The following is a 26006-nucleotide window of genomic DNA, read 5'->3' on the forward strand; positions in this document are numbered from 1 at the left end:
GCAAGGCTCTATTCTCCTCCGCCCCCGCCGCTGGACCGATTGGCCGCCCCGCCGCAATCCTTGTTTTTGCAGGCATACCTGGACACGGCCCCTAATTTTCCCAAGGCCTTGGTATAGGTTTTCAAGGCCTGAAACGGGGATATGCCCTCGGGATTCAAATAGACAATCCTCTTGTGCTCCCCTTCAAGGGACAGGTTCTTTTTTGCCTTGAACACCCGGTTGTTCTTCTCATCCCGTGCATCCTCGACCTCTTTTAGGACAGAGACAGGATAAACCGCCTCATCATAATCTGTTTGAAAAAAAGAAATAATATAAGAACCGTCCACCCGGCCCACGAAACTGCAATCCCGGCTGCCGGGCAGATCTGCAGACGGAATCTGCGCATCTGCCCAGCAAAGGGCCGTTGAAAAAAAAATCCAAAAAAAGCCCATGAGTCCTTTCATAACCCCCTCCTTTTGGGACCTGATGATCAATCTCCGTCCAAAAGCCGCCCAATGCCCCCGAGTACCGAGCCCTCACCCTTCTGGGTGCCTCCGGTTGACGGGGCATGCTGGATGATACGATCGGCCAGACGCGAAAAGGGCAGGCTCTGAAGATAGACAACCCCTGTACCCTTTAATGTGGCAAGAAAAAGCCCTTCTCCCCCGAAGAACATGGACTTTAGATTCCCGGGGCGCATTCCCATTTTCCCGGTTTTAAAAAGGCCTGTCTTTTAGAGCAAAAAGAATGATATCCTCTGTTACGCTGAAATGAACATAAATGGATTGTGCTAATGAAGAAAGCTGAAGATTGTAATACTGTTGATGAAGTCCTTGCATGCCTCAAAGAACTGGAAGAAGATCCAAATCGCTTGGTTCGTAACGCTAACGAATTAGAACAGATGGAGCAGGAAATCCTTGAGTATACAAATCGGATAAGCGCCTTTTTTTTAAAAAAAAGATCCAGGCCTCAATAGATTCCTCTGAACAGGTCGACCAAGAAAAAGAATTGATGTCCAATTGGCCGGGACGGATGAAAAGCGAAGGGCTTGAGACCGTTTGGATTCAGCTTTGTACAGATAGTTCGGTTGATATTCATGTTCGATACTATCGAAGGTCCTGTGACCGCCGAAAAGGAAAAAGATATAAAGGTGCATACGCTGGCTTAATCCTTCTTGGAATCCATGATCGCTGCTCGCCTGCTTTGGCTTCTATGGTGAGTTCTTGGTCAGCCTTATTAAGTTCTTTTGAAGAAGTCCGTCAAGTGCTTTGTGACCGTGGGATGACGTTGGGTATAAAGGTCATCCGTAAACTGACCTATCGGTACGCATAGCGGGCTCGAGCCGAACAACAAGCGGGCCGAATCCCATTAAATGATGGAGATTTACTTGAAGGGCGGCGAGTCGTTATCAGCACTGATGGTGGCCGCACTCGGCTCAGAGAGAAGAAAAGGGGACCAAAAACCCAAAAGGATAGAACCCGATTTCGTGGGGCATGGCGAGAACCCAAGCTTTTGATCATTTATGTAGTGGACGCCCATGGAAAACAAGAAAAAAGATTTTCACCATTTATTGATGGCTGTTTCAATGGACCGGATGGTGTATTCCACTTGTTAAAGGGTTATTTGAACTCCCTTCATATTCAGAACTCAGACAAAATACTGTTTGTTGCAGATGGGGCACATTGGATTTGGAATCGAATCCCCGGACTGCTAAAAGCATTGGGTTTGGCTCCTGAGCGTGTGTATGAACTTCTCGATTTCTACCATACAGTTGAGCATCTGGGTACAGTAGTAGGCTTAAGGAAGACCTGGTCATCCAAGGAACGCAAACGCTGGGTATCGAAGCAGCGAGGTCTTCTGCTGAAGGGAAAGGCGATTGAGGTGGTACAGGCCGTCCAGAAGCTTTGTAGAGGCAGAAACAGTAAGGCTATCAAGACGGAACGGGATTATTTTGTGCGCAATGAACTGAGGCTTAATTTCTCAACTGTAAAAGCGTTGAACTTACCTATTGGCAGCGGTGCTATTGAAAGTTCGATTCGGAGAGTCGTGAATTTACGTCTTAAAGGTCCATGCATCTTTTGGTATCGGGAGAATGCAGAAAAAATGATTATGCTGCGATCATTTTATAAAGCAGGGCGTTGGAACTGCCTGAAGCAGATGGCAAACATTCACAATCCAGTGCCAGCGGTATAACCGGGAAAATGGGAATGCGCCCGATTCCCGGCCCGTTCAATGCTATAGTCTATGCCGGGTGAAAACCCCACAATACAGCCGGTATCCACAAAAAGGGTCTCATTGGAAATTTCTTTTTTAACAATGGTTCCCCCGGCATGGATAAAGGCCATACCGTCTCCTTTAAGCTTCTGAAGTATAAAGCCTTCCCCTCCGAAAAACCCTGTGCCGATTTTCCGGGAAAAGGCGATGCTGACTTCAGTCCCCAGGGCAGCGCAGAGGAATGCATCCTTCTGACAGATCAGTTCCCCTCCCATTTGAGCCATATCAAGGGCGATAATCTTTCCCGGATAGGGCGCGCCAAATGCCACCCGTTTTTTACCGGCCCCGATGTTGGTAAAATGGGTAATAAACAAGGACTCGACTGTTGCCATGCGTTTTCCCGCATCCAAAAGCTTACCGAAAATCCCCTTATCCGGCTGGGACCCGTCACCCATTTTGGCCTCAAAAGAAATGCCCTCTTCCATCCAGTTCATGGCCCCGGCCTCTGCGATAACGGTTTCATTGGGGTCCAGTTCAACCTCTACGGTCTGCATATCATCCCCGAAAATCTCATAATCAATCGTGTGGCATTGCATGGATCAACCTCCCTTAAATTTAATTTATACCTTGAATTGGGCGAAAAGAATATCCAATACACTATACCGTATCAATCTGATATTTCAACAACCGAATTTGCCTTGGCGCGATAAGAAAGATCCAAAAAATCGCTTTGGCTTTACGGCCAAGGCCCTGGCGGAGAGATGCTATAATAAATTACAGACCAAAACGATGAAATTCAGAGGAGAATCTGACATGAAAAAATGGCTGATATGCATTGGATGGGGAGCCATGCTCCTGTTTTTCTCAGCTTCATCCTGGGCCCAGGACGAAAACGGCAGGCAAATTATGGACATTCAGACGGACCGGCACAGGGTGGACTCTGCCCGGGATCAATCCGTGATGCTGCTCATCGATAAAAAAGGCAACCGCAAAACCCGAGAGATCAAACGATACGGCAAAAAATCCCAAGACGGACTCAGGCACACTTTGCTTGTTTTTACCTCACCTGCCGACCTGAAAGGGACCACCCTGATGACCCAGGAGATTTCCAAGGGCGAATACAAGCAGTGAATGTTTCTGCCGGGACAAAAATCCCTCCAGCGGATTGCCTCCAAAGCCAAGCGGAGTGCCTTTATGAGCAGCGATTTTACCTATGAGGATATGCAGCCGGACGATCCGAACAACTATTCTTTTTCCGCTCCCCGGTCCGACACCCTGGACGGCCATGACTGTTTTGTGATTGATGTGACCCCGGCAACGGCCGAGGCAAAAAAACAAAGCTCCTATGGCCGGCGGCGGGCCTGGGTCAGAAAAGACATCTATTTCACCGTAAAAATAGAATTTTATGACCGACGAGACCGGCTGATCAAAACCCAGACCTGCCATGATCTGAAAAATTCACATGATGATGTCTGGTATGCCCAGAAAATCCTCATGGAAAACCATAAAAAAAATCATAAAACCCTGATGGGCATCAAGACCAAGGACGTCAACATCCCCATTGATGATGCGCTGTTCTCTGAAAAAACCATTCTCAACAGAAAACACCTATAGCAGACCCACTTCAGGAGAAAAAAACACCATGCAAAAACTGATGCGGTTCAGCCATGCCCACCCCTTTATTACCATGCTCATTTTGCTGGGCATTTCCGCCTGGGCTGCCATGCAGCTGCCCACCCTTGTCATTGATCCTTCCATGGAGGGACTCAGGGCTGGAGATCAGGCCGGAAAAGATGCCTACCAGGCCGCAGTTGACACCTTTGGCTCCGATAAGATCAATATTATTTACCTAAAAGACAAGGATCTGTTTACCCCGGAAAAATTGACCCTGGTGGAAGAGCTGGTGGTTGAACTCGAAGATATGCCCGGCATCCTCAAGGTTGAAAGCCTGTTTTCCACTAACAATTTTAAGAATGAAGAGGGCATGCTGGTCACAGGCCCCCTGGCCGGATGGGTGCCTGAAACCCAGGAGGAATCCCAAGCCCTTCTGGATGATGCCCTGGCCAACCCCATGATCGCAGGCGATCTTGTCGGGGATACAAAAAACAGCATGACCATCAACCTCTTTGTGGATCCAAAAAACCAAAGTCCTGATTTTTCCAAGGAAATCACCCTTGGCATTGACAAGCTTCTCCTTGTGCTTGAACCTGAATTTGAAACCGTATTTCAGATCGGTGATCCCACCCTGAGGTACGAAATTGCAAACATGATGCTCATGGACCAGAAACATATCGTCCCCTTGTCCGTTCTGATCCTGCTGCTCACGCTAGCACTTGTGACCCGGTCTGCGGCCTGTGCGGCCCTGCCCCTGCTGACATCTTTTACCAGCATATTGTGGGTTTTAGGATTCATGGGGCTTATGAATATCCTGACGGTCATTGTTCCTTCTCTTATCCTGGTAATCGGCTCCACAGAGGATGTGCACCTGCTTTTAGAGTATGATCACGGTCTCCATACCCTGGGTGAAAAATCTCTGGCCATCAACATGATGATGCAGAAAATGGGACTGGTGGTCATGATCACGGCCCTGCCCACATTTCTGGGGTTTTTATCCATCTGCCTCAACGATGTGATCATGCTCCGGCAATTCGGCTATGCCGCCTCATTCGGTCTTTTTGTCAACCCGCTGATTACCTGCATGATTACCCCGGTTTACCTGTCCATATTCGGCCGGTCCCAGGCCCCGGCACCCCATTCACAAAAGCAAAACCCCTGGGTTTCTGCATTGGTGGACGCGATCAGCCGCCATAAAAAAGTCATACTGGCCGGCATGATACTGGTCACGATAGTCATAGGGCTGTTCGGCTTTCGCCTCAAACTGGAAAACGATTATATCTCCATGTTTCGAAAAGGAACGCCCATCCTCTCCCGCCTGGATCAACTGACCTCGGAATTCCCCGGGACCCAGACCTTTTTTATCCACATCCAGGGGGGACACTCGGACCTTTTTAAAGACCCGGAAAACCTGGACCAGGTTGCCGATATCCAAACGCTCATCCGAACGAACGGCCAATTTGACAAAACAAGTTCTCTGGTGGATTTTCTAACCCTGATCAACCGGGAGATGAACGGGGGAAAGCCTGAAAAAGAGGTGTTGCCGGAATCAAAAGAACGGATATCCCAATATCTTGCCTTTCTGGAAGATGACGATATCAGCCGGTATGTAAACCCGGATTTCAGCCAGGTCAATATCATGGTGAGGCACAATCTCAACTCTTCCCATGAACTGAAGATAGCCCTGAATGGACTGGAAACCCAAATCAGAAATATCCTCATCCTCAATCCCCATTTTTATTTTACAATTACCGGAGACAGCATCCTGACTCTCAAGGGGGCGGATGCCATAGCAGACGGCCAGGCCAAATCCATTTTCCTGCTTCTTTTTATCATTTTCATCATCATGTCCATTCTCTTCACCAATATCAAGGCAGGACTGCTTTCCCTGGTGCCCAATATTATCCCCGTGGTGATCAATTTCGGGATCATGGGCCTTTTTTCCATTCCCCTCAACGTGGGCACGGCCATGGTGGCCGTGATTGCCATTGGTATTGCCGTGGATGACACCCTTCATTTCATGACCCGGTATAATGATGAGATGCACCAGGTCAAAAACCAGGACCAGGCCATAAGGATCTGCCTGACTTCGGAATTCAGGGTTGTGGCCGCCACATCAGTATCCCTGAGCCTGGGCTTTGCCGTCCTTGGATTTTCCCAGTTCATTCCCATTGTTCAGTTCGGCATCTTATCTGCCGTAGTCATTTTAGTGGCCTTTCTCTGCGATATCCTGGTCACACCGGTTCTGCTGTCCACCACCCGGCTGCTGACCATGTGGGATATCCTCAGCTTGAAGCTGAAAAAAGAGGTGATTGAACAGAGTGAGTTTTTCAGGGATCTCAAACTCTGGCAGATCAAAAAGATCGTTCTGCTGGCCAGGATGAGCCAGCAAAAAGAGGGGGAAAACATTTATATCGAAAATGAACAGGCCAGTGAAACAAATCCGAGAAGCATGTACCTGCTGCTCGAAGGCAATGTAAGCCGGTATCATATTCAGTCGGATACAGGCAAAGAAGTGCCTGTGGGGTTTTATGCCCCCGGAGATATTTTCGGGTATATCTCACCCTTGAACAATACCCCGAGATCAGCCAATACAAAAGCACTCACCGATATTAAATATGTTGAAATCAACCAGGAAAGCTTAGACCGCCTGAGAACCATGTATCCCCACATCTGGGGCAAGGTCTACCGTAACCTTGCCCGGATCTTAGGCGATCAGCTCGTGGTATGGCAGGGCGTTTTTTCTGAAAGAGGAGGGTTATAATGAAATTCATCAATGGTTTAGCAATCTGTGCGCTCGTATTCATCGGCCTTTTAGCACCGGCCTGGGGGGCGGATGACCTGCTCAAGGAATTGGACAGCCTCATGGCTCCCGGGCCTGACAAAGCAGAACAAGTCCACCCCCCGCTTTTAGACCAGGTATTTGATCACATGGATCTTGGATTGTCATTCACATACAAAGGGTACCTGGATTCCAACCCCGGGTACGATGATCATGAGGGCGAGGCCATGCTCAAGTTCAACACATGGACCGGAAAAGAGGCGTTTTCATTCCATGTGGAGGGCTGGGCCGAGTACGGAACCTTAGATGACACCTGGGCCGGGGTGACCCCGGTTCTGCCGGACAACAACAGGGAGAGAAAAATTCTTGAAATCAGCCAGCTATACGGGCTGGTGGATATCAAAGATTTTGGACTGACCCTGGGAAAAAAAATCCTCCCGGAAAATACAAATGCCATTGTGCCGGTCTCCCAGGTCTACCACCCCCTGGATCTGAATGATCCGGCAGACTACAGGACCCTGGGCGTCTGGCAGGTTACCCTGGACAAAGCCCTGGGAGATCATACCGAAATCAGGGGAATGTTCAGAATTCTGTGTCACGGTTTCGGTTCCCGGATCTGCCTCAGCGCCAGCGGAAGTAAAAGTCAGGTCCGAGAATGGGCCTTCAATCAGCCACGTCGGAGGAGTTGACTTTTGCTGGAGTGGAGTTCCTGGAACCATCTTTTCCATCTGTAAATAAATCCCTATCAAATTCCCAGCTCTTTATCCAGCCGGCCTTCAAAGAAAATTGCCAACTGGGAAATTGTCAGTGACCAATTTTGAATCGGTATTGTCCATTTTTTACTGGCGTTCTGGATCCCCATGTAAAGCAGCTTTAACAGGCTGTCCTGGTTCGGGAATGATCCCTTTGTTTTGGTCAGTTTTCGAAACTGTCGATGCACAGCCTCAATGGTATTTGTGGTGTATATTATCCGTCGAATCTCTTCTGGATATTTAAAGAAATGACTGAGGCGTTCCCAGTTGTTCCGCCAGGATTTTATCACAATCGGGTATTTGTCATTCCATTTATTTTCCAAGATATCCAGTTCTTCTTCGGCCAGATCCTTATTGACCGCTTTATAAACACGTTTTAGATCTGCCATAAATTCCTTTTTATTTTTGGAACCAACGTATTTCAATGAATTTCGGATCTGGTGGACTACGCAGAGTTGAACTTCTGTGTCCGGGAATATGGTCTCAATGGCCTCGGGAAAACCTTTTAGACCATCAACACAGGCAATCAGGATATCTTTTACCCCTCGGTTTGAAAGGTCTGTTAACACCTGCAGCCAGAAGTTCGCACCCTCATTCTCGGATATGTACAGCCCAAGAACCTCTTTGCGGCCCTCGATATTCACCCCAAGAATTGTGTAAACGGCCTTGCTGCCGACCTTTCCGTTTTCTCGTACTTTATAATGTATGGCATCAAGCCATACGATTGGGTACACATTTTCCAACGGCCTGGCCTGCCATTCTTTGACGGTATGGATGATTTTATCGGTAATGGTGCTCAGAGTGGCATTTGAAATCTCAAGTCCATAGATTTCCTGTAAATGGGAAGCCATATCATTATAACTCATGCCCAGGCCGTAAAGGGCTATTATCTTTCTTTCAATTTCATCGCTGAGCGTTGTCTGATGTTTTTTGACGATCTGTGGAGAGAAGGTTCCGGCCCTGTCACGCGGGGTTTTTAGCTCAAATTTACCATCCAGGGATTTAATGGTCTTTTTGCTTTTTCCATTACGGCGGTTGGCAGAAACTTCCTGCCCGAGATGGGACTCCAACTCTCCTTCAAGAGCAGCTTCAGCAAGATTTTTGATTAATGATGTAAGGACGCCGCCCTTACCTGTGAAGGGTTTACCTTCCTGGATGCCTTTAAGGGCTTTTTGAAAATCAAATTCGGTGTTTTCTTCGGTCATGTCAGTTCTCCTTATTTAGCTGAGTATATCAGCTTTCATTCAACTGACACAGAATTTTGAACGCCCTCGAAATCAGGGCCTCTGTTTTCCCGGGATTCCAGGATCCCAAGATTCCCTCTGCCACCTCCAGGTGGATGGATAAAAACCTGGACGAAAACCGCTGGTATGCCGATGCCCTGGACGTGGACGACCTGGATGATATCACGGCTTTTATCCTCTACTATTTCGGAGACATCATCGAAAACAGCCCATGGCTGAAGGATCTTCTCACCGACCCTGCCGTGACCGCGGTCACGGAAAACGACCGGCCAAACAACGGATTGGATGAGATGGGATATTCCGGCCTGATTAAATCGGCCTGGGGAGATCTGGACCTGTTCAGCTCAATTTATTACGGTCCCAATCCCTATCCTTTGATTTATGTGGAAGACCGGGGGTCTGTGGTGGCTTTGATCAAAAGAAATCCCAATGTATCACGGTTTGCCGGAGGCGGAACCTATACCTGGCAAAACATGGAATTCCACGGTGAAATCCTGTACAACCTGGCCTCGGATCATACGGATGACGACTATATCTCCTATGTGGGCGGGGCAACCCTCACAGATGACTGGACCGCCCTGATGCTCAATATTGACCAGGTCCATTGGCGCCTGGACTGGGCAGGGGAAATCATTACCAGCCACCAGGACGCCCAGGGGTATTATTTCAGCTCGGATGGGATCCGTCCCTTTACCGGGGACCTGCTGCTCCAGCTTTTATTACAGATTAATCCGGACCTAAGCCTGTATTACCACATGGACCTCGACTTTAACCACAATGCCCAATACCACAGATTAGGAGGCACCAAACGCCTGATCCCCGGCATGACCCTGGATGTAAAGGCTGAATTTTTTGACGGTGACGACACAAGCTTCATTGGATTGTGGCGGGACAACGACCGGGTCTCCTGCAACCTGACCTACCACTTTTGATCAAAGCCCTTTTGTTTTGGCAAATCATTGGGAAGGGGCTTTGTTTGGGAAAGTTCAGATTATTCATGACTCTTGACAAGGCATTTCATACCTGGAATAGTCTGATTTTAAACGAGCCAAACAAATACATGCAATCCGATGAAACGCAGATGTGTCTGCTGCGGATCCACCAGCGGCAGGATCCCGGAATACAGGCGGGGCAGGGCCATGCGCGTCACCGGCAAAACCCTGTTCCCCTGATGGACCGCTTTAGAACTTACCAGGCCCCAGAGGTCAACAGATAAATTGACAAAAACAATATCTGAAAAGGGAGAGGGCAATGAGAGCTAAAAAATGGGCAATGGTTTTATGGATTCTTTTTTCAACCCTGGGTATTGTTTATGCCGGCTCCCCGGTATGGGAGGTTTCCAACGGCACCACCCGCCTTTTTATAGGCGGCACCATCCATGTGCTCGGTCAAAACGATTATCCCCTTCCCCCAGCCTTTGACAGGGCATATAAAAACTCCCAGACCCTGGTTTTTGAAACCGATATTGCCCAGACCCAAGACCCTGAATTTGCCAAGACTCTGATGGGCCAGATGGTCTATACGGACAATAAAAACCTAAAAACCCTGCTGACCCCCAAAACCTTTGACGACCTTGCCCGGTTTGCAGGAGAACGCGGCATCCCCATGGAGGTGCTCACCCCCTTTAAGCCCGGTATGGTCATGGTTTTTCTGACCCTGGCTGAAATAGAACGCTTAGGCGTGGCCGGCATTGGGGTGGATGAATTTTATTTTAAAAAGGCAACGGCAGATCAACGGCAGATGAAATTTCTTGAACCGCCCATGGATCAAATCCAGTTTTTAGCGAAAATCGGTGAAGGAAAAGAAAACCAGATGATTGCCTATATCCTTGAAGATATCGGCAAACTGCCCGACCTGCTGCCCATCATGAAAAAGGCCTGGAGATCAGGAAACAATGAGCTGATGTACCAACAGACCCTGGCCCCCCTGAAAAAGGAATACCCCGACCTCTACCAGACCATCATGGTCAAACGGAACCGGGCCTGGCTGCCTGTGATTCAAAAGATGATGACCACTCCCGAGGTGGAATTTATCCTGGTGGGGACTGCCCATTTGGCAGGAGACCAGGGACTAATATCCCTGCTGGAAAAAAAGGGATACAAGGCAATCAATCAATAGGCATAGAGGGTCCAGACCGCAGTGTACTACCCTTAGCATTTCCACGCCGTAAAAAAGCCCCAAGAGAATCTGACGCCACCCCGCATATTTCACGAAGGGTGACAATTTGTATTCTTGAAACTGGTTTGACAAGCAATCACAACCGGCCGTATTTAAAGGAATTAGCATCTTTGTTCCCTCAAATTATCATAAAATATTCGGGCTAAAACAAGATTCAAAAGCCAAGGCATTTTTTTATAAAAAATTTTTTTATAAAAAATTTAGATTATTTATGGTATTTAACCTGCCTTGGCAAAATAAATTGAATTGTTATGGAGCATATAAATGGACACATTAAAAAAAAAATATGGATTCTGGACAGCCACGGCCATGGTTGTGGGCATTGTCATCGGTTCAGGCGTCTTTTTCAAGGCAGATGACGTACTGACCGCTTCGGGCGGAAATCTCCCCATTGCCTTGCTGGCATGGCTCATTGGCGGTGCCATCATGATTATCACCTCTTATGTATTTGCAAAAATTGCCACCAAAATAGAACGGGTAAACGGGGTGGTCGATTATTTTGAAGAAGCCTACGGCAAAAACGGGGGGTACATGGTTGCCTGGTTCTTGACCTTTGTATACTATCCCACCCTATGTGCTGTGCTGGCATGGGTCTCAGCCAACTACACCCTGGCCTTAACAGGTGCACAATCGGGCATTTGGGTCATTGCCGTGATCTATCTGACCCTGTTTTTCCTGCTCAATATCCTCTCCCCTGTACTGGCCGGAAAATGGCAGGTATCAACCACACTTATAAAACTGATTCCCCTGGCCATGGTGGCGGTTGTCGGACTTTTTTCAGGGCTTTCCACAGGACTGACCATGGAAAATTTCACCACAGCCGCACGCCAAGTGGCAGATACGGGCGGAGGCCTTGCCGTGGCCACCTTGTCCACGGTATTTGCCTACGAAGGCTGGGTGATTGCCACCTCCATCAATGCAGAGCTTCGGGATGCAAAAAAGACCCTACCCAAGGCCCTTGTCATGGGGGCTTTTATTGTTGTTCTGGTCTATATGCTCTACTACCTCGGCATTTCAGGGGTGCTCACCAACGATCAGGTCCTGGCCGCCGGCGACAATGCCCCGGTTGAGGTATTGTCCATCATCTTTGGACGGCTGGGCAGTACGATTTTGACCCTCTTTGTTGTGATTTCCTGCCTGGGCACCTTGAACGGACTGACCATGGGCTCTGTCCGGGGCATGTATTCAATTGCCGCCCGAAAAATGGGACCGGCCTACGCCCTGTTTAATAAAACCAATGCCAAAACAAACAGCACTGTTAATTCCGCCCTTGTGGGATACGTTCTCTCACTGGGCTGGATGCTCGTATGGTACGGCAATTTCAACGACTGGTGGGGCGGATTCATGGACATCTCAGAACTGCCCATTGCATTTTTGTACATGATCTATCTTGCCTTGTACGTGTGGGTGATGAAATCCTTTAAGAATGAAGGGGTATTAGCCAGATTTATTGCCCCCGGCCTTGCCGCAACCGGCTCCTTGTACATCATCTGGGGGGCAATTCAAAAAGACATGATCATCCCCTTTGTGATTTTGGTATTCATCATTCTGGCCGCAGGGTTTATGTTGAAAAAAAACAAAAACACCATCTAAACATCCAACCCAATCAACCTTTAAAACAAGGGATTTCAGATTCAGACTTCTGAGATCCCTTGTTCTTCGAATCAAACAACCTTGTAAAATTACATTACCCCAGACATTTTCACAGAAAAATATCAGATCTAAGGATAAACAAAGGGAAGACAGGTTGGTATTTAATGTCACTCCTTGTTTTTGACAGACAGCAGGTGGACCACATTGCGGTTACACCCGATTTAAATAAACCCAGACGATGCATCACCTGAAGATCAGGCTTTGTAGCGGCGGGTTAAAAATTCAGCGTAAGTTATCTTATCATTGTCTGAAAAAATCCTGTTGATCATATCAAAATAGCGTCACGTCACCCACCCAAAGCACACAGCAGCTAATAGCGTTCTCCTAATTTTTTTGGCCAGAACCAAAAATCAAAAATTTATGTATATTGTTTTCTTTGCATTATTTTGGGAAACATTTAACAGGCAGGGTCATCGCATGTAACTTTTATTAAGATTCGTCCTTACCCGGCTGGAATAGGTGAGGGGGATTCCGTTAAATCTTAAGCGGTCGTCCTGACCGCTTAAGAAGCGGAAATGATCGGACCTATGCCGTCCTGGCGGGCCGCTCATTTACGCCACTCCACCCCCTTCACCCTATCCCAGCCTGGCTCTCCTGGCTTGCTATAGTATATGAGCATCGAACAAAATTTTCCTAGACATCGCTGCACAGATACGATATATATGGCAATAAACACAAGGAGTTGCCAATGAACGAAAAAAAATCTCTTGAAACTTTTTTTGACAATATTCAGGACCCCAGACACCACAATAAGCTTCATAATTTAATTGATGTCGTCATCATCGCAATTTGTGCGGTAGTTGCTGGCGCAGACACTTATGAGCAAATTGAAAACTTTGGCAAAAAGAGAAAAAGGTGGTTGTCAAAATTTCTAAGCCTTCCCCATGGGATACCCTCCCATGACACCTTTGGCAGAATTTTTGAAAGGATGAACCCGAATGAATTTCAGAGCAGTTTTATGCACTGGGTTCAGTCGGTTGCAAAGATGACCAAAGGTCAAGTCATTGCAATCGACGGCAAAACTCTAAGGCGTTCACACGATACCTCCAATGATAAGAAAGCCATTCATATGATCAGTGCGTGGGCTTCGTCTAATAAAATGGTTTTAGGGCAATTAAAAACCGAAGAAAAATCAAATGAAATTACAAGGGCGTTCAGATACGCAGATACTTTAATTTATGTCTTTTTCCGATGTGTTCTTAATGAAAATAGTTTTTTCCCGATTCTATAAATTTCGTATATGTGTTTATTATCATGGCCTAATGCGAAATGGTCTTTCTTAAAACCTTTTAAACCCAAGTAATTTTTGCTTATCCGAATTTCTTCAAAAGCTTCATGGGTTGAGATCTCTTTATCGTGTTTATGCCTTTCAACTTGCGGAAGATCGAATAACTTTTTTCGATAAATATCAAATTCGAAAAAATTCATATCAAAAAGGAGGTTATGGGCCGACTTAAAACCGAGAAAAGACAAATCAATTAATAAATTCATTATATCTGGAAGATTTTCCAAGAATAGTTTTGTTGTTCTCATAAAAAATGGAGATTGTAAAAATTACAGATCTCAGCAGAGTTTTAGTTTTAGGATCTAAGCTTTTTGTTTTAAGCTGCTGGCCAAGGTCGATTACATAAAATAGAGAATCGTTACCTTTTTTATATAATTCGATCGCTTTTTCTTCCGCTCTTATCCTATCCTCCCGAACATTCATTCCGTTGAGAATTTTTTTAAATTCGTTTTGCATTCTGACACCAAATCAGTAGTGTCCGGTTAGGTTGTTGCATATAAAAAGCATCTAAAATCATTGAAAAAACAGTCTGTTTTGTGTTGACAAATGTGCGTAAAAATTTTTGTGCGCCTTGAAAATTTAACTCAAGGAACTCAAATGACGCACATCTCAGTCCCTAAAAAACAACTACGGTCCCTGAACTTTGACAATTTCAGGTGCCCTCTGATAAAGTCACTTTCAAAAGCACCGGAATTACAATCTCGAGGAGACCGCCCTTTAAAAATGACATTCGAAGACCAGATAAATGCTTTGGTTTATTTCCATCTTCAGGAGCACAAGTCTGCCCGACATTTAATTCAGGATCTCAAGGAGAATGTTTTTGCTAAAGAAAATATTGCGCCAGACGGTGGTATCAGCCGTAGTAGTTTCTGTGAAGCCATCAATCACAGGGGACTCGAACAACTGCAATTTATCTTTGAGGATCTTTATAAACAGGCTCTTGAGTGTCATCCGGGTGAACACGCCGAGTTAGGAGAGTTGGTTTCCATTGACGGTAGTCTCATAAATGCAGTCCTTTCAATGCACTGGGCGAACTACAGAAAGGAAGTAAAAAAGCCAAAGTACATTGCGGATTTGACATTAATCACGGAATCCCAAACAAAATCTTTTTGACTGAAGGCAACGGCGCTGAACGCACTTTTGTTCCCAAAATACTTTCCAAGGGGCAAACAGGTGTTATGGATCGTGGATATCAATCCCATAAAGAATTTGACCTGCTTCAGGAGCAAGGCAAACATTTTGTCTGCCGTATAAAAACCAGGACAACAAGAACAATTATGGTTCTGTTGCAAAAAATATTTCCAGGACAAAGAGATCGTTCAGGCGTAAAATTTACGCAGCATAAGAAAACAGATTTTCGACGAATTCTTTCTGCTTTAAAATTTCTCCCTTCCTGATATTTTTAACTTGTCCTTTTCTGATCATGTTCATAATTTCATAGCCTTTTAGCGTCCGCCAGGCAGAATGAAATGTCTTGAACCCCATACCAGCTCTGACAAGCTTTTTGATAAACCGGTGGTCTTGCTCAATAATATTGTTCAGATATTTATTCTGTCTTAGGATACAGTCCTTATTCAGAAGCTTTTTTTCTTTCAAAGCCTTTACTGCCGGAGGATATGCAGGATTTCCGTCAACACTCAGAACCCGAGGTCTGGAGCTATTGGAAGCTCGCAGCATCTTTTTAAAAAATCGTTTGGCAGATTCCATATTACGTCTGCTGCGAAGAAGAAAATCGATGGTATTTCCACGGGAATCGACCGCTCGGTAAAGATACTTCATTTTCCCCCGCACCTTGATATATGTTTCATCAATACGGTAAGAATCATTTGATTGCCGCAGATACTTCCTGCTTCGCTTTTCCATTTCAGGAGCATAGCGCTGAACCCATCGGTAAATGGTACTGTGATCCACAGACAAGCCCCGTTCTTGCATCATCTCTTCCAGATTCCTGTAACTCAGTTGATATCTCAGATACCAGCGAACATTCAACAGGATGATTTCTTTTTCATAATGACGCCACTTGAAAGGGTTTTCATTTTTCATACTATCTCTCTGCAAATAAATTAGTGCCAAAATGGACTTGTATCAGACATTAATAATTTTTTGCAACAGAACCACAATTATTGATAACCACGAGACCCCTTCCGACAGCTACATTTTTTATGATGCACTGGTTAAACTTGGTACTCCGAATCAAAACCAGACGAAAAGGCCTGTTCGGGTTGTTGGCTATAAAATTGCTGGCGTCAAATACTATGTGGCAACTGACAGGCATGATTTAACAGCGGAACAAATAGCAACAATTTATAAACTCCGGTGGACCATTGAGGATTTTTTCAAATGGTGGAAAGAACATCTGAAGGTATATCATCTCATTGCCCGCAGTGAATACGGCCTTATGGTTCAGATTCTTGGCGGCCTTATCACTTACCTGTTACTGGCAATCCATTGCCAAAAACAGTTTAATGAAAAGGTCACGATCAAAAGAGTTCGGCAGCTGCGAACCGCCATTCTAAATGACCTGTTTGGCTGCGAGGAGCAGGGCTCTCATAGTTCAAACAGGGACAATATTGTCAAAGATCAAAAAATTATTGAGCAAGCAAAAACCTAACCGGACATCACTGACACCAAATAGATGTTGTTTACAATTAATGAATATTATATGCGTTTCTTGTAAAAAGTCATATAGTTATTTATTATGAGGGCCGAAGTTTTCAAGTAAGTAATAATTAATGCCCGTTTGCAGAATCTATCCATTGGAATTTTAATATGTTGCAAAAGCTAAAACGTTTACTTTCTATCTTTTTAATAATGTTTTTTACGTTTAATATTTTACCAGATGCCAATGCTCAAGTAAATGATGTCAATGGTCACGGAATTGTGAATGATTTGGGCATAACTTTAAAAGAGTCATTAAAAGCTGAAGAAAAAAATATCATCAGTTATAAGGATCGCATTGAAAGAGGGGAACGTGAAAAAATTTATCTTGCTGCTGCAATAAATGGTTATCAGCTCCAATTGTCAACCGGAGTGGACATTTCTACTCTTCAAAAAACTCGATCTGAAATTAAATCCTCTTTATTAGAAGTCCAAAAAATGATGGGTGAAGTTTCCCCTGCAAGTGAGACGTTAACGCTTGAAAAGAAAAATCTTGAGCAGCAAAAGCAACTTGTTGATAAACAAATTTCAGAACTATCGAAACTCATAGGACAAAACAAAGATACGACTGCTATTGAGTTTGAAAAAACAGCAAGACAGTTGGCAAAAGTTCTAAATCTAAAGGCAACTTATATTTCAAAGCTGGATGACATTTATCAGAAAAGGCTAAAAAATTTATCGGAGATACAGCAAGCATTCTCAACTTTAGAGGCCCAGTACACCTCAGCCATAGAACAGCGGAAGACAAAAAATCTATTTGAAAGAAAAAAGGAAGGTTTCCGATTTGACGTTTTTAAAGTTTTTCAAGAGGATATTATTAATTTAATCGGAAAAATTAAAATGGTCACGACTCCTGTATTCTGGACAAAATGGGGCCAAAAGTTGTGGCAAAGTGCTGGATTTATGTCGATCTCGTTTCTACTAATTTTGATAGGAGCCCTGTTTGCACTGCTAAGAACAAAGATATCCTTATCCAATGTTCAAAATCTTGATTATGTAAAACGGTTAGGAGATTGGCATAAATTAACTGCAAGTCTATTAACCCAATCCATTATACCTGGTGGTATTGCGCTGACTGTATTTATTTTCAGTCGATTGAACATCATGTATTTTGTGGCACCAACACTTCAGATGGTCACGCTTCTCATTATTACTTTTCTTGCCATCAGCTGGATAAAGCAGGCATTCGGTGGTTTTGTTGCCGATAGCATGGGAATAGAAAATGCTAATTCATATGTAAAGTTGAGTCGGATCTTATCAATCTTTATCCTTACTTATGCTCCTATACATTTCAGTCTCGGATCAGACTCCAACCTTCTTGTCATTTTTCGTATAGTAGGTGCTATATTTGTTTTGATTTGGACTATATTAAAGTGGAAGACTCTTAAACTTAAAGATTTCCCAAAAGAGAGAGAAACTGGGGATAAAAGCCATTTTTTAATTGGCTTAGGAAGTAAATACTTGCTGATAACAATAAGTGGTGCAGCCATTATCTTTGATATGATTGGATATGGATCTTTATCAGTGCATTGGCTTTCTTCTTGGGCGATAACTATATTGATCATTCTTTGGTGGGTTCTTTTTTTCAATCTTATTAAAGAATGGGATCAATACTATAAGACAAAAAGTGATATTGAAAGAAATGAATTCCTATATGACGATTATCCCGTTCAATGGTTAATGATTCGAGCAGGGCAATTTGTTTGGTTAATTTCTTTGATAGTGGTTATTTTGTTGCTCTGGGGAAATCAACAAAACGTATTAGGAAAATTTTATAATCTCTTGGCGCACCCATTTCAGATCGGTAATATGAATTTCAGTCTTTTGGGATTCATTTCTTCTGTTTTGGTTATTTTAATTACCTATGCAATAACCCGAATGTGGAAATGGGTTTTTCAAGCCAAATTCCTGAGCCGTAGTGGCATGACAATTGGACTACAGGATTCCATTACAACGATTACAATTTATGTTATCTGGTTATTTGGTATTCTGGTATCATTGCACGTGTTTGGTCTGAATACAGCCTCTCTTGCTGTCGCTTTTGGAGCCCTGGGCATAGGGCTTGGCTTTGGACTTGGGAATATTTTTAACAATTTTATTTCAGGGATCATCCTTCTTTTCGAAAGACCCATTCAAGTTGGCGACAGTATAGAGATGAATGGTATCTGGGCTGAGGTAAAAAAAATAAATGTTAGATCCACTGTTGTCCAGACATATGATAATGCGTCGTTGATTATTCCGAATGCAGATCTGATAAGTAATCAAGTGACAAATTGGAGTTTCAAGGATAAACGGATACGCCGTAATATAAGTGTAGGTGTTGCATATGGTTCTGACATAGAGCTTGTAAGGGAGACGCTTCTCGAAATTTCTAAAAATACAAAAAAAGTATTACGTAATCCAAAACCGGACGTGGTTTTCAGGGACTTTGGTGATAGTGCGTTAATCTTTCAGCTGCGTGTTTGGACAGATATAGACCATATGCTCATAGTGGAAACAGATATTAGATTTAAAATTGATAAACTGTTTAAAGAACGCAAAATTGAAATTTCTTTTCCACAAAGAGATATTCACATTCGTTCAATTGAAGGATTATCAAAAAAAGATGCCAGCGAAATTAGTAACTCTGAAGGCTCAATAGTAGAGAATGAAGAATGAAATCAATAAAATTTAAATAGATTTATTATAACAAAGTTAAAGTGGGAAGGAGCCCAAAATGGGTGAGTCAAATTCATACATAATTTTGATTGAAAAGTTTATCGAACACGATGCTGTATCTGCATCAAACATAATTGAAAGCCTTAAAGAAGATGAAGCTATCGAGGTGTTTGAAGAACTTAACCCGGCAACATCGGCAAAGATAATAAGGAATTTACAGGTCACCTATGCGGCCAGCTTGATTGAAAAGATGAGTGATGAAGTGCTCTCTAAAACGCTTTCCTTAATAGAACCGCAGCTATTGACATCAATTTTGATGTTTCTTGCTCCTGGCTCGAGGGCGTTCAAAATTCTGTGTCAGTTGAATGAAAGCTGATATACTCAGCTAAATAAGGAGAACTGACATGACCGAAGAAAACACCGAATTTGATTTTCAAAAAGCCCTTAAAGGCATCCAGGAAGGTAAACCCTTCACAGGTAAGGGCGGCGTCCTTACATCATTAATCAAAAATCTTGCTGAAGCTGCTCTTGAAGGAGAGTTGGAGTCCCATCTCGGGCAGGAAGTTTCTGCCAACCGCCGTAATGGAAAAAGCAAAAAGACCATTAAATCCCTGGATGGTAAATTTGAGCTGGAAACCCCGCGTGACAGGGCCGGAACCTTCTCTCCACAGATCGTCAAAAAACATCAGACAACGCTCAGCGATGAAATTGAAAGAAAGATAATAGCCCTTTACGGCCTGGGCATGAGTTATAATGATATGGCTTCCCATTTACAGGAAATCTATGGACTTGAGATTTCAAATGCCACTCTGAGCACCATTACCGATAAAATCATCCATACCGTCAAAGAATGGCAGGCCAGGCCGTTGGAAAATGTGTACCCAATCATATGGCTTGATGCCATACATTATAAAGTACGAGAAAACGGAAAGGTCGGCAGCAAAGCCGTTTACACAATTCTTGGGGTGAATATCGAGGGCCGCAAAGAGGTTCTTGGGCTGTACATATCCGAGAATGAGGGTGCGAACTTCTGGCTGCAGGTGTTAACAGACCTTTCAAACCGAGGGGTAAAAGATATCCTGATTGCCTGTGTTGATGGTCTAAAAGGTTTTCCCGAGGCCATTGAGACCATATTCCCGGACACAGAAGTTCAACTCTGCGTAGTCCACCAGATCCGAAATTCATTGAAATACGTTGGTTCCAAAAATAAAAAGGAATTTATGGCAGATCTAAAACGTGTTTATAAAGCGGTCAATAAGGATCTGGCCGAAGAAGAACTGGATATCTTGGAAAATAAATGGAATGACAAATACCCGATTGTGATAAAATCCTGGCGGAACAACTGGGAACGCCTCAGTCATTTCTTTAAATATCCAGAAGAGATTCGACGGATAATATACACCACAAATACCATTGAGGCTGTGCATCGACAGTTTCGAAAACTGACCAAAACAAAGGGATATTCCCGAACCAGGACAGCCTGTTAAAGCTGCTTTACATGGGGATCCAGAACGCCAGTAAAAAATGGACAATGCCGATTCAAAATTGGTCACTGACAATTTCCCAGTTGGCAATTTTCTTTGAAGGCCGGCTGGACAGGGTCATCGCATGTAACTTTTATTAAGATTCATCCTTACCCGGCTGGAATAGGTGAGGGGGATTCCGTTAAATCTTAAGCGGTCGTCCTGACCGCTTCTTTAAATATCCAGAAGAGATTCGACGGATAATATACACCACAAATACCATTGAGGCTGTGCATCGACAGTTTCGAAAACTGACCAAAACAAAGGGATCATTCCCGAACCAGGACAGCCTGTTAAAACTGCTTTACATGGGGATCCAGAACGCCAGTAAAAAATGGACAATGCCGATTCAAAATTGGTCACTGACAATTTCCCAGTTGGCAATTTTCTTTGAAGGCCGGCTGGATAAAGAGCTGGGAATTTGATAGGGATTTATTTACAGATGGAAAAGATGGTTCCAGGAACTCCGCTCCAGCAAAAGTCAACTCCTCCGACGTGGCTGATTGAAGGCCCATTCTCGGACCTGACTTTTACTTCCGCTGGCGCTGAGGCAGATCCGGGAACCGAAACCGTGACACAGAATTCTGAACATTCCCGTCCTAAGCGAAAACTTAAGCTTTAAAATAAAGGAGATGAAAAATGGATATCAAAAAATTGGCGCCATGGAACTGGTTTAAAAAAGAAAACGAGCAAAGTAGACATACCGTTCCAGTAAAATACAGCAACAAATCCAGTAACAGATATTCCCCTGAATCATTCGGAGGTCTGCACAATGAAATGGACCGGCTTTTTGATGATTTTTTCAACGGATTTGCTTTGTCACCTTTCAGATCCCGTTCATCCATGCGTGAAGGGATAAGCGGCGATTTGCTGAAACCCAGTCTTGATCTTGGTTCGACGGAAAAAGAATATATAGTTTCCATTGAAATTCCGGGTGTAAGCAAAAAAGATGTAAGCATCGAACTTGTTCATGATTCCTTGATTATCCGAGGAGAAAAGAAACAACAAAAAGAAGAAAAAAGCAAAAATTTTTACCGGCTTGAAAGGTCTTACGGGTCCTTTCAGCGTACCTTATCATTACCGGAAGATGTCAATAGAGAAAATATCAAAGCTGATTTTAAAAACGGCGTACTGAATATCACTATTCCAAGGGTGGCTATTCCGGAGAACAAGGTGAAACAGATCGAAATTAAACGTGTTTAACATGTTGATATTTAGCATAAAAAGTAGTTTTAGATGGTTGCGGCTATTACCGGAATAAAATTTTCATAAGAAAATAATAAGCCCCTATTGACATGAAAAAAATCGGAATTAAATTAGGCAAAAATACATGATTTTGTGGGAGCAAAGGTCTTGCAGATAGGATAGAAGACACCTTGAAACTTTCATGAGAATGTCGATTCTAATATCCCAAACGGTTCCCGCAACAACTTAAAACAACCCATTGTAAGGAGGAAGAATTATGTTTACAAGAATTAGTGATATCGACAGATTGTTCGGGACCATGAATCTTCTTCAAAGGAAGTTGGACAATCTTTACGGGGACTACGAAAGACCATCTGGTTATAGATGGGAATTAGAATCAGCCGCTCCCAGGACAAATCTGTATGAACACGGTGACAATTTTGAAATCAGAGCCGAAGTTCCCGGGCTTGAAAAGGATGACTTGAATGTAAAGATCCAGGGGAACTATCTTGAAATCAGCGGTGAAAGGGGATCAGATGCGCCTGAGGGGTATAAAACCCATAAAACTGAAAGAGGGACCGGATCTTTTTCCAGAAGTTTTACCCTGCCTGCAGATGTTGACTCAACAAAAGTTGAAGCCACGCTTAAAAACGGGGTGCTTTACCTTACACTTCCCAAGCATGAGGCAGCAAAACCCAAGAAAATAAGTATCAGTTAAACTTCAAGATAAATTCCTGAAAAGGAGGTTAACATGGATAAGAAACAAGAAATTGCAAAACAAGAAGAAAAAAATGTCGAGAAAACACGTGAAATGTATGAAGCAACCCCAGCGGTAGACATTTATGAAAATGAGGATGAAATCCTCCTCCACGCTGACATGCCTGGAGTGGTCAAAGAAGATATTTCAGTTGATATTGATAACGGCACATTATCAATATCAGGTGTCAGAACGCTTAAGACTGAAGGTTCTGCAACATATGAAGAGTTCTCAAATGTAGAATATGTCAGAAGCTTCTCAGTTCCCCAGACCATTGATGTTGAAAAAGTTGAGGCTGAGTTGAAAGATGGTGTGTTAAGACTGCACCTGCCTAAATCTGAAGCGGCCAAGCCCCGACAGATAGAGATTAAAACAGCATAAAATATATCAAACTTACCCGGAGAATCGTATCTCTCCTTAGAAACTGTAACATCAACCCGAGGATGGGAAGCTTTATCCGGGTGGCTTTCCATCCTTAAACATATAAATGAACAAAAGGTTGATAACAATGAAAATTTTAACACTGAGATCGCAAATGAATATCATGTTGAAATTGACGCTGTTGACGGGAATGTTCAGAATTCTGTGTCACGGTTTCGGTTCCCGGATCTGCCTCAGCGCCAGCGGAAGTAAAAGTCAAGTCCGAGAATGGGCCTTCAATCAGCCACGTCGGAGGAGTTGATTTTTGCTGGAGTGGAGTTCCTGGAACCATCTTTTCCATCTGTAAATAAATCCCTATCAAATTCCCAGCTCTTTATCCAGCCGGCCTTCAAAGAAAATTGCCAACTGGGAAATTGTCAGTGACCAATTTTGAATCGGCATTGTCCATTTTTTACTGGCGTTCTGGATCCCCGTGTAAAGCAGCTTTAACAGGCTGTCCTGGTTCGGGAATGATCCCTCTGTTTTGGTCAGTTTTCGAAACTGTCGATGCACAGCCTCAATGGTATTTGTGGTGTATATTATCCGTCGAATCTCTTCTGGATATTTAAAGAAATGACTGAGGCGTTCCCAGTTGTTCCGCCAGGATTTTATCACAATCGGGTATTTGTCATTCCATTTATTTTCCAAGATATCCAGTTCTTCTTCGGCCAGATCCTTATTGACCGCTTTATAAACACGTTTTAGATCTGCCATAAATTCCTTTTTATTTTTGGAACCAACGTATTTCAATGAATTTCGGATCTGGTGGACTACGCAGAGTTGAACTTCTGTGTCCGGGAATATGGTCTCAATGGCCTCGGGAAAACCTTTTAGACCATCAACACAGGCAATCAGGATATCTTTTACCCCTCGGTTTGAAAGGTCTGTTAACACCTGCAGCCAGAAGTTCGCACCCTCATTCTCGGATATGTACAGCCCAAGAACCTCTTTGCGGCCCTCGATATTCACCCCAAGAATTGTGTAAACGGCTTTGCTGCCGACCTTTCCGTTTTCTCGTACTTTATAATGTATGGCATCAAGCCATACGATTGGGTACACATTTTCCAACGGCCTGGCCTGCCATTCTTTGACGGTATGGATGATTTTATCGGTAATGGTGCTCAGAGTGGCATTTGAAATCTCAAGTCCATAGATTTCCTGTAAATGGGAAGCCATATCATTATAACTCATGCCCAGGCCGTAAAGGGCTATTATCTTTCTTTCAATTTCATCGCTGAGCGTTGTCTGATGTTTTTTGACGATCTGTGGAGAGAAGGTTCCGGCCCTGTCACGCGGGGTTTCCAGCTCAAATTTACCATCCAGGGATTTAATGGTCTTTTTGCTTTTTCCATTACGGCGGTTGGCAGAAACTTCCTGCCCGAGATGGGACTCCAACTCTCCTTCAAGAGCAGCTTCAGCAAGATTTTTGATTAATGATGTAAGGACGCCGCCCTTACCTGTGAAGGGTTTACCTTCCTGGATGCCTTTAAGGGCTTTTTGAAAATCAAATTCGGTGTTTTCTTCGGTCATGTCAGTTCTCCTTATTTAGCTGAGTATATCAGCTTTCATTCAACTGACACAGAATTTTGAACGCCCTCGTTTGTTGATCCAGGCTGCTTCTGGTAAAGCTGGTGGCCGAGGGATTTTCCCCTTAAAGCGTATTGGGTTTTTAATAAACGCCTCTTTCAAAGTTCTACAGCGAGACCCATAAATCTCTTTAGCAATGCCATAATGAAACTGTTCCGGGGTTACCAGGCCAATACCAGAATGGTAATGCTCTTTGTTGTAATATCTAAAAAAATCCTGGCAAAAGGTTCTTGCATCCTCAATCGAACCAAAATGATTTGGAAATTTTGGACAATATTTCAATGTTTTAAATTGAGCTTCAGAGTAAGGGTTATCATTGCTGACGTGCGGTCTGCTGTGGGTTTTGGTTACCCCTAAATCGACAAGAAGCTGGGCAACCCCTTTGGATTTCATACTGGCTCCCCGATCTGCATGAAGTCCAAGCTGACCGGGTAATATATTTTGGTTTTCACAGGACTTCTCAATAAGCCTTTTGGCCAATGCTGTTTGTTCCCTATGGGCGACCATCCAGCCGACAACATACCTGCTGAAAATATCCATGATTACATACAGATAGAAATAAGTCCATTTTGTGACGCTTTTCAACTTGGTAATATCCCAGGACCAGACCTGATTCGGTCCGGTTGCCAGCAATTCAGGTTTTTTATATTTCGGGCGATTTACCTGCCGTCTTCGTTCCGGCACAGAACCATGTTCTTTGTGAAGAAGCCGATACATCGTTCTGATGGAGCAATAGTATTTTCCTTTATCAAGAAGAGAGGCATAGACCTGGTATGGGGCCTGGTCTCGATACGTGTCCGAGTGAAGAATATCCAAAACCGTTTGTTGTTCATCAGGATTCAAAGAAAGAGGAGAGCTGCCCCGCTTTGATTTCACCTGTTTTTTCGGAGAATAAAACCTATAAAAAGATGAGCGAGGGACACCGAAAGCCTCACATGAAGGCTTTTTCCCAAGATCGTGACTTAACGTTAGGGCGGCATTCATCAGTCGTCTCCTTTGAGGTCGTCCAGATTTTGTTGGATTCCCAGGATCTGAGAAATTTTTTTTTGGGCTTCAATGATGAGTTCCGCCTGTTTTAACTTATGCTCTAATTTAGATTTTTCTTTTTGAAGTCTGGCGACCTCTGTTGCCAATGGGTTCTTCTCTTTGGATTTCCTCCCTCGCTTTCGAGGTGCCATGGCGTTGAGAAGTCCTTTATTCCGGGCTTTGCGCCAATCGGCTAAATTTGAAGAATAGAGGCCCTCTCTTCGAAGTATCCTACCTATTCCTCCGGATTCATTGCAGTTTTCAACCTCTTGGAGAATACGCAGTTTATAAGAAGCAGTGAAATTACGCCGGGGCTTTTTCTCAGGAACTTCAGGATCAGGGATTGAATCCTGTCCCCCCAAGGAGGCACCAATTCCAGTCGCCCTATGGGCTCCTTCCATTGGTGCCTCCTTGGGGGCTGCCTGTTTTTCGGACTCTGGTAGTGGGTTCATTTTTATCGGTTTCATATAAGTATTGCCTTACCCGCCCTA

At 44.0% G+C, this 26006-nt stretch carries 23 protein-coding genes and 5 pseudogenes; 20 read left to right on the forward strand and 8 right to left on the reverse strand.

All coding sequences use genetic code 11. The features are described from left to right. Positions 1 to 8 precede the first annotated feature (8 nt). Together HUN05_23060 and HUN05_23065 are read right to left on the reverse strand one after the other, a co-directional pair. A complete protein-coding gene (locus HUN05_23060; protein WDP87654.1) occupies positions 9 to 443 on the reverse strand; it encodes a DUF4892 domain-containing protein in 435 nt (144 codons plus the stop codon). A gap of 26 nt (positions 444 to 469) precedes the next feature. Beyond that, positions 470 to 670, reverse strand: a pseudogene (locus tag HUN05_23065) (TIGR00266 family protein). A 102-nt stretch (positions 671 to 772) separates the two neighbouring features. On the opposite strand from HUN05_23065, the gene HUN05_23070 reads away from it, so the two are divergent. The 3 genes from HUN05_23070 to HUN05_23080 all read left to right on the forward strand — a co-directional run bounded on the left by HUN05_23070 (position 773) and on the right by HUN05_23080 (position 2172). After that, positions 773 to 955 carry a hypothetical protein gene (locus HUN05_23070; GenBank protein ID WDP87655.1) on the forward strand — a complete coding sequence of 61 codons (183 nt, stop codon included), beginning with the start codon at positions 773 to 775 and terminating at the stop codon, positions 953 to 955. 56 nt (positions 956 to 1011) lie between these two features. Then, positions 1012 to 1311: a hypothetical protein gene (locus HUN05_23075; GenBank protein WDP87656.1), complete on the forward strand. Its 300-nt coding sequence runs from the start codon at positions 1012 to 1014 to the stop codon at positions 1309 to 1311. Positions 1312 to 1491: 180 nt separating this feature from the next. Further along, a complete protein-coding gene (locus tag HUN05_23080; protein WDP87657.1) occupies positions 1492 to 2172 on the forward strand; it encodes a hypothetical protein in 681 nt (226 codons plus the stop codon). Here the strand turns inward: HUN05_23080 and HUN05_23085 are convergent. Beyond that, the gene (locus HUN05_23085) at positions 2148 to 2789 is read right to left on the reverse strand and encodes an AIM24 family protein (protein ID WDP87658.1); all 642 of its coding nucleotides are present in this window, start codon (positions 2787 to 2789) and stop codon (positions 2148 to 2150) included. The two genes, HUN05_23080 and HUN05_23085, sit on opposite strands and share 25 nt — an antisense overlap. A gap of 217 nt (positions 2790 to 3006) precedes the next feature. Between HUN05_23085 and HUN05_23090 the strand changes: the two genes are divergently transcribed. The 4 genes from HUN05_23090 to HUN05_23105 are packed head-to-tail and all read left to right on the forward strand — an operon-like array spanning position 3007 to position 7278. Next, complete coding sequence (locus HUN05_23090) at positions 3007 to 3324, forward strand: hypothetical protein (GenBank protein ID WDP87659.1); 318 nt, start codon at positions 3007 to 3009, stop codon at positions 3322 to 3324. Then, positions 3325 to 3807, forward strand: a complete 483-nt coding sequence (locus tag HUN05_23095; protein ID WDP87660.1) for an outer membrane lipoprotein-sorting protein — start codon at positions 3325 to 3327, stop codon at positions 3805 to 3807. A 28-nt stretch (positions 3808 to 3835) separates the two neighbouring features. Beyond that, on the forward strand, positions 3836 to 6571 hold the full coding sequence (locus HUN05_23100; GenBank protein ID WDP87661.1) for an MMPL family transporter: 2736 nt from the start codon (positions 3836 to 3838) through the stop codon (positions 6569 to 6571). After that, positions 6571 to 7278: a hypothetical protein gene (locus HUN05_23105; GenBank protein ID WDP87662.1), complete on the forward strand. Its 708-nt coding sequence runs from the start codon at positions 6571 to 6573 to the stop codon at positions 7276 to 7278. Before HUN05_23100 ends, HUN05_23105 begins: the two co-directional genes overlap by 1 nt. Positions 7279 to 7334: 56 nt before the next feature. On the opposite strand, the gene HUN05_23110 is transcribed toward HUN05_23105, so the two are convergent. Beyond that, positions 7335 to 8546: an IS256 family transposase gene (locus HUN05_23110; GenBank protein ID WDP87663.1), complete on the reverse strand. Its 1212-nt coding sequence runs from the start codon at positions 8544 to 8546 to the stop codon at positions 7335 to 7337. 56 nt (positions 8547 to 8602) lie between these two features. Here HUN05_23110 and HUN05_23115 point away from each other — a divergent pair, with 56 nt between their 5' ends. From HUN05_23115 to HUN05_23130, 4 genes are all read left to right on the forward strand, one after another. Next, a complete protein-coding gene (locus tag HUN05_23115; GenBank protein ID WDP87664.1) occupies positions 8603 to 9517 on the forward strand; it encodes a hypothetical protein in 915 nt (304 codons plus the stop codon). Between the two features lie 319 nt (positions 9518 to 9836). Continuing rightward, a complete protein-coding gene (locus tag HUN05_23120; protein WDP87665.1) occupies positions 9837 to 10703 on the forward strand; it encodes a TraB/GumN family protein in 867 nt (288 codons plus the stop codon). Positions 10704 to 11027: 324 nt separating this feature from the next. After that, complete coding sequence (locus HUN05_23125) at positions 11028 to 12356, forward strand: amino acid permease (protein WDP87666.1); 1329 nt, start codon at positions 11028 to 11030, stop codon at positions 12354 to 12356. 748 nt (positions 12357 to 13104) lie between these two features. Continuing rightward, positions 13105 to 13647, forward strand: a complete 543-nt coding sequence (locus HUN05_23130; protein WDP87667.1) for an ISAs1 family transposase — start codon at positions 13105 to 13107, stop codon at positions 13645 to 13647. A gap of 243 nt (positions 13648 to 13890) precedes the next feature. Here HUN05_23130 and HUN05_23135 read toward each other — a convergent pair whose 3' ends face one another. Next, complete coding sequence (locus HUN05_23135) at positions 13891 to 14157, reverse strand: hypothetical protein (GenBank protein WDP87668.1); 267 nt, start codon at positions 14155 to 14157, stop codon at positions 13891 to 13893. 141 nt (positions 14158 to 14298) lie between these two features. Here HUN05_23135 and HUN05_23140 point away from each other — a divergent pair. After that, positions 14299 to 14981: pseudogene (locus HUN05_23140) on the forward strand (transposase). A 52-nt stretch (positions 14982 to 15033) separates the two neighbouring features. Here HUN05_23140 and HUN05_23145 read toward each other — a convergent pair. After that, positions 15034 to 15744, reverse strand: coding sequence for an IS6 family transposase (locus HUN05_23145; protein WDP87669.1), 711 nt, complete (start codon positions 15742 to 15744; stop codon positions 15034 to 15036). A gap of 103 nt (positions 15745 to 15847) precedes the next feature. Between HUN05_23145 and HUN05_23150 the strand changes: the two are divergent. The 8 genes and pseudogenes from HUN05_23150 (at position 15848) to HUN05_23185 (ending at position 22863) form a co-directional block, all read left to right on the forward strand. Further along, positions 15848 to 16312 (forward strand): annotated as a pseudogene (locus tag HUN05_23150) (transposase). Positions 16313 to 18282: 1970 nt separating this feature from the next. Beyond that, positions 18283 to 19017 carry a mechanosensitive ion channel gene (locus tag HUN05_23155; protein ID WDP88203.1) on the forward strand — a complete coding sequence of 245 codons (735 nt, stop codon included), beginning with the start codon at positions 18283 to 18285 and terminating at the stop codon, positions 19015 to 19017. A gap of 58 nt (positions 19018 to 19075) precedes the next feature. Beyond that, complete coding sequence (locus HUN05_23160) at positions 19076 to 19393, forward strand: hypothetical protein (GenBank protein WDP87670.1); 318 nt, start codon at positions 19076 to 19078, stop codon at positions 19391 to 19393. Between the two features lie 28 nt (positions 19394 to 19421). Further along, positions 19422 to 20641, forward strand: a pseudogene (locus HUN05_23165) (IS256 family transposase). 69 nt (positions 20642 to 20710) lie between these two features. Continuing rightward, positions 20711 to 20965, forward strand: a pseudogene (locus HUN05_23170) (transposase). A gap of 214 nt (positions 20966 to 21179) precedes the next feature. Further along, a complete protein-coding gene (locus HUN05_23175) occupies positions 21180 to 21743 on the forward strand; it encodes an Hsp20/alpha crystallin family protein (protein WDP87671.1) in 564 nt (187 codons plus the stop codon). Between the two features lie 259 nt (positions 21744 to 22002). After that, positions 22003 to 22443 (forward strand): Hsp20/alpha crystallin family protein, encoded by a 441-nt coding sequence (locus tag HUN05_23180; GenBank protein ID WDP87672.1) that lies wholly within the window; start codon positions 22003 to 22005, stop codon positions 22441 to 22443. Between the two features lie 33 nt (positions 22444 to 22476). Beyond that, entirely contained in the window at positions 22477 to 22863 is a 387-nt protein-coding gene (locus tag HUN05_23185; GenBank protein ID WDP87673.1) for an Hsp20/alpha crystallin family protein, read from the forward strand. A gap of 357 nt (positions 22864 to 23220) precedes the next feature. On the opposite strand, the gene HUN05_23190 is transcribed toward HUN05_23185, so the two are convergent. Together HUN05_23190 and HUN05_23195 are read right to left on the reverse strand one after the other, a co-directional pair. Continuing rightward, the gene (locus tag HUN05_23190) at positions 23221 to 24432 is read right to left on the reverse strand and encodes an IS256 family transposase (protein ID WDP87674.1); all 1212 of its coding nucleotides are present in this window, start codon (positions 24430 to 24432) and stop codon (positions 23221 to 23223) included. A 39-nt stretch (positions 24433 to 24471) separates the two neighbouring features. After that, a protein-coding gene (locus HUN05_23195; protein ID WDP88204.1) for an IS3 family transposase occupies positions 24472 to 25916 on the reverse strand; the annotation gives its coding sequence in 2 pieces (ribosomal slippage) (positions 24472 to 25529 and positions 25529 to 25916; 1446 coding nt in all). Positions 25917 to 26006 lie beyond the last annotated feature (90 nt).

Origin of the sequence: Desulfobacter sp., assembly GCA_028768545.1 — a bacterium.
Lineage (GTDB): Bacteria > Desulfobacterota > Desulfobacteria > Desulfobacterales > Desulfobacteraceae > Desulfobacter.

Bases quoted from the DNA above. Each gene is read 5' to 3' on its own strand.
- HUN05_23060 (WDP87654.1), bottom strand. From the start codon at position 443: ATGAAAGGACTCATGGGCTTTTTTTGGATTTTTTTTTCAACGGCCCTT.
- HUN05_23070 (WDP87655.1), top strand. From the start codon at position 773: ATGAAGAAAGCTGAAGATTGTAATACTGTTGATGAAGTCCTTGCATGC.
- HUN05_23075 (WDP87656.1), top strand. From the start codon at position 1,012: ATGAAAAGCGAAGGGCTTGAGACCGTTTGGATTCAGCTTTGTACAGAT.
- HUN05_23085 (WDP87658.1), bottom strand. From the start codon at position 2,789: ATGCAATGCCACACGATTGATTATGAGATTTTCGGGGATGATATGCAG.
- HUN05_23090 (WDP87659.1), top strand. From the start codon at position 3,007: ATGAAAAAATGGCTGATATGCATTGGATGGGGAGCCATGCTCCTGTTT.
- HUN05_23095 (WDP87660.1), top strand. From the start codon at position 3,325: ATGTTTCTGCCGGGACAAAAATCCCTCCAGCGGATTGCCTCCAAAGCC.
- HUN05_23100 (WDP87661.1), top strand. From the start codon at position 3,836: ATGCAAAAACTGATGCGGTTCAGCCATGCCCACCCCTTTATTACCATG.
- HUN05_23105 (WDP87662.1), top strand. From the start codon at position 6,571: ATGAAATTCATCAATGGTTTAGCAATCTGTGCGCTCGTATTCATCGGC.
- HUN05_23110 (WDP87663.1), bottom strand. From the start codon at position 8,546: ATGACCGAAGAAAACACCGAATTTGATTTTCAAAAAGCCCTTAAAGGC.
- HUN05_23120 (WDP87665.1), top strand. From the start codon at position 9,837: ATGAGAGCTAAAAAATGGGCAATGGTTTTATGGATTCTTTTTTCAACC.
- HUN05_23125 (WDP87666.1), top strand. From the start codon at position 11,028: ATGGACACATTAAAAAAAAAATATGGATTCTGGACAGCCACGGCCATG.
- HUN05_23130 (WDP87667.1), top strand. From the start codon at position 13,105: ATGAACGAAAAAAAATCTCTTGAAACTTTTTTTGACAATATTCAGGAC.
- HUN05_23135 (WDP87668.1), bottom strand. From the start codon at position 14,157: ATGCAAAACGAATTTAAAAAAATTCTCAACGGAATGAATGTTCGGGAG.
- HUN05_23145 (WDP87669.1), bottom strand. From the start codon at position 15,744: ATGAAAAATGAAAACCCTTTCAAGTGGCGTCATTATGAAAAAGAAATC.
- HUN05_23155 (WDP88203.1), top strand. From the start codon at position 18,283: ATGACAATTGGACTACAGGATTCCATTACAACGATTACAATTTATGTT.
- HUN05_23160 (WDP87670.1), top strand. From the start codon at position 19,076: ATGGGTGAGTCAAATTCATACATAATTTTGATTGAAAAGTTTATCGAA.
- HUN05_23175 (WDP87671.1), top strand. From the start codon at position 21,180: ATGGATATCAAAAAATTGGCGCCATGGAACTGGTTTAAAAAAGAAAAC.
- HUN05_23180 (WDP87672.1), top strand. From the start codon at position 22,003: ATGTTTACAAGAATTAGTGATATCGACAGATTGTTCGGGACCATGAAT.
- HUN05_23185 (WDP87673.1), top strand. From the start codon at position 22,477: ATGGATAAGAAACAAGAAATTGCAAAACAAGAAGAAAAAAATGTCGAG.
- HUN05_23190 (WDP87674.1), bottom strand. From the start codon at position 24,432: ATGACCGAAGAAAACACCGAATTTGATTTTCAAAAAGCCCTTAAAGGC.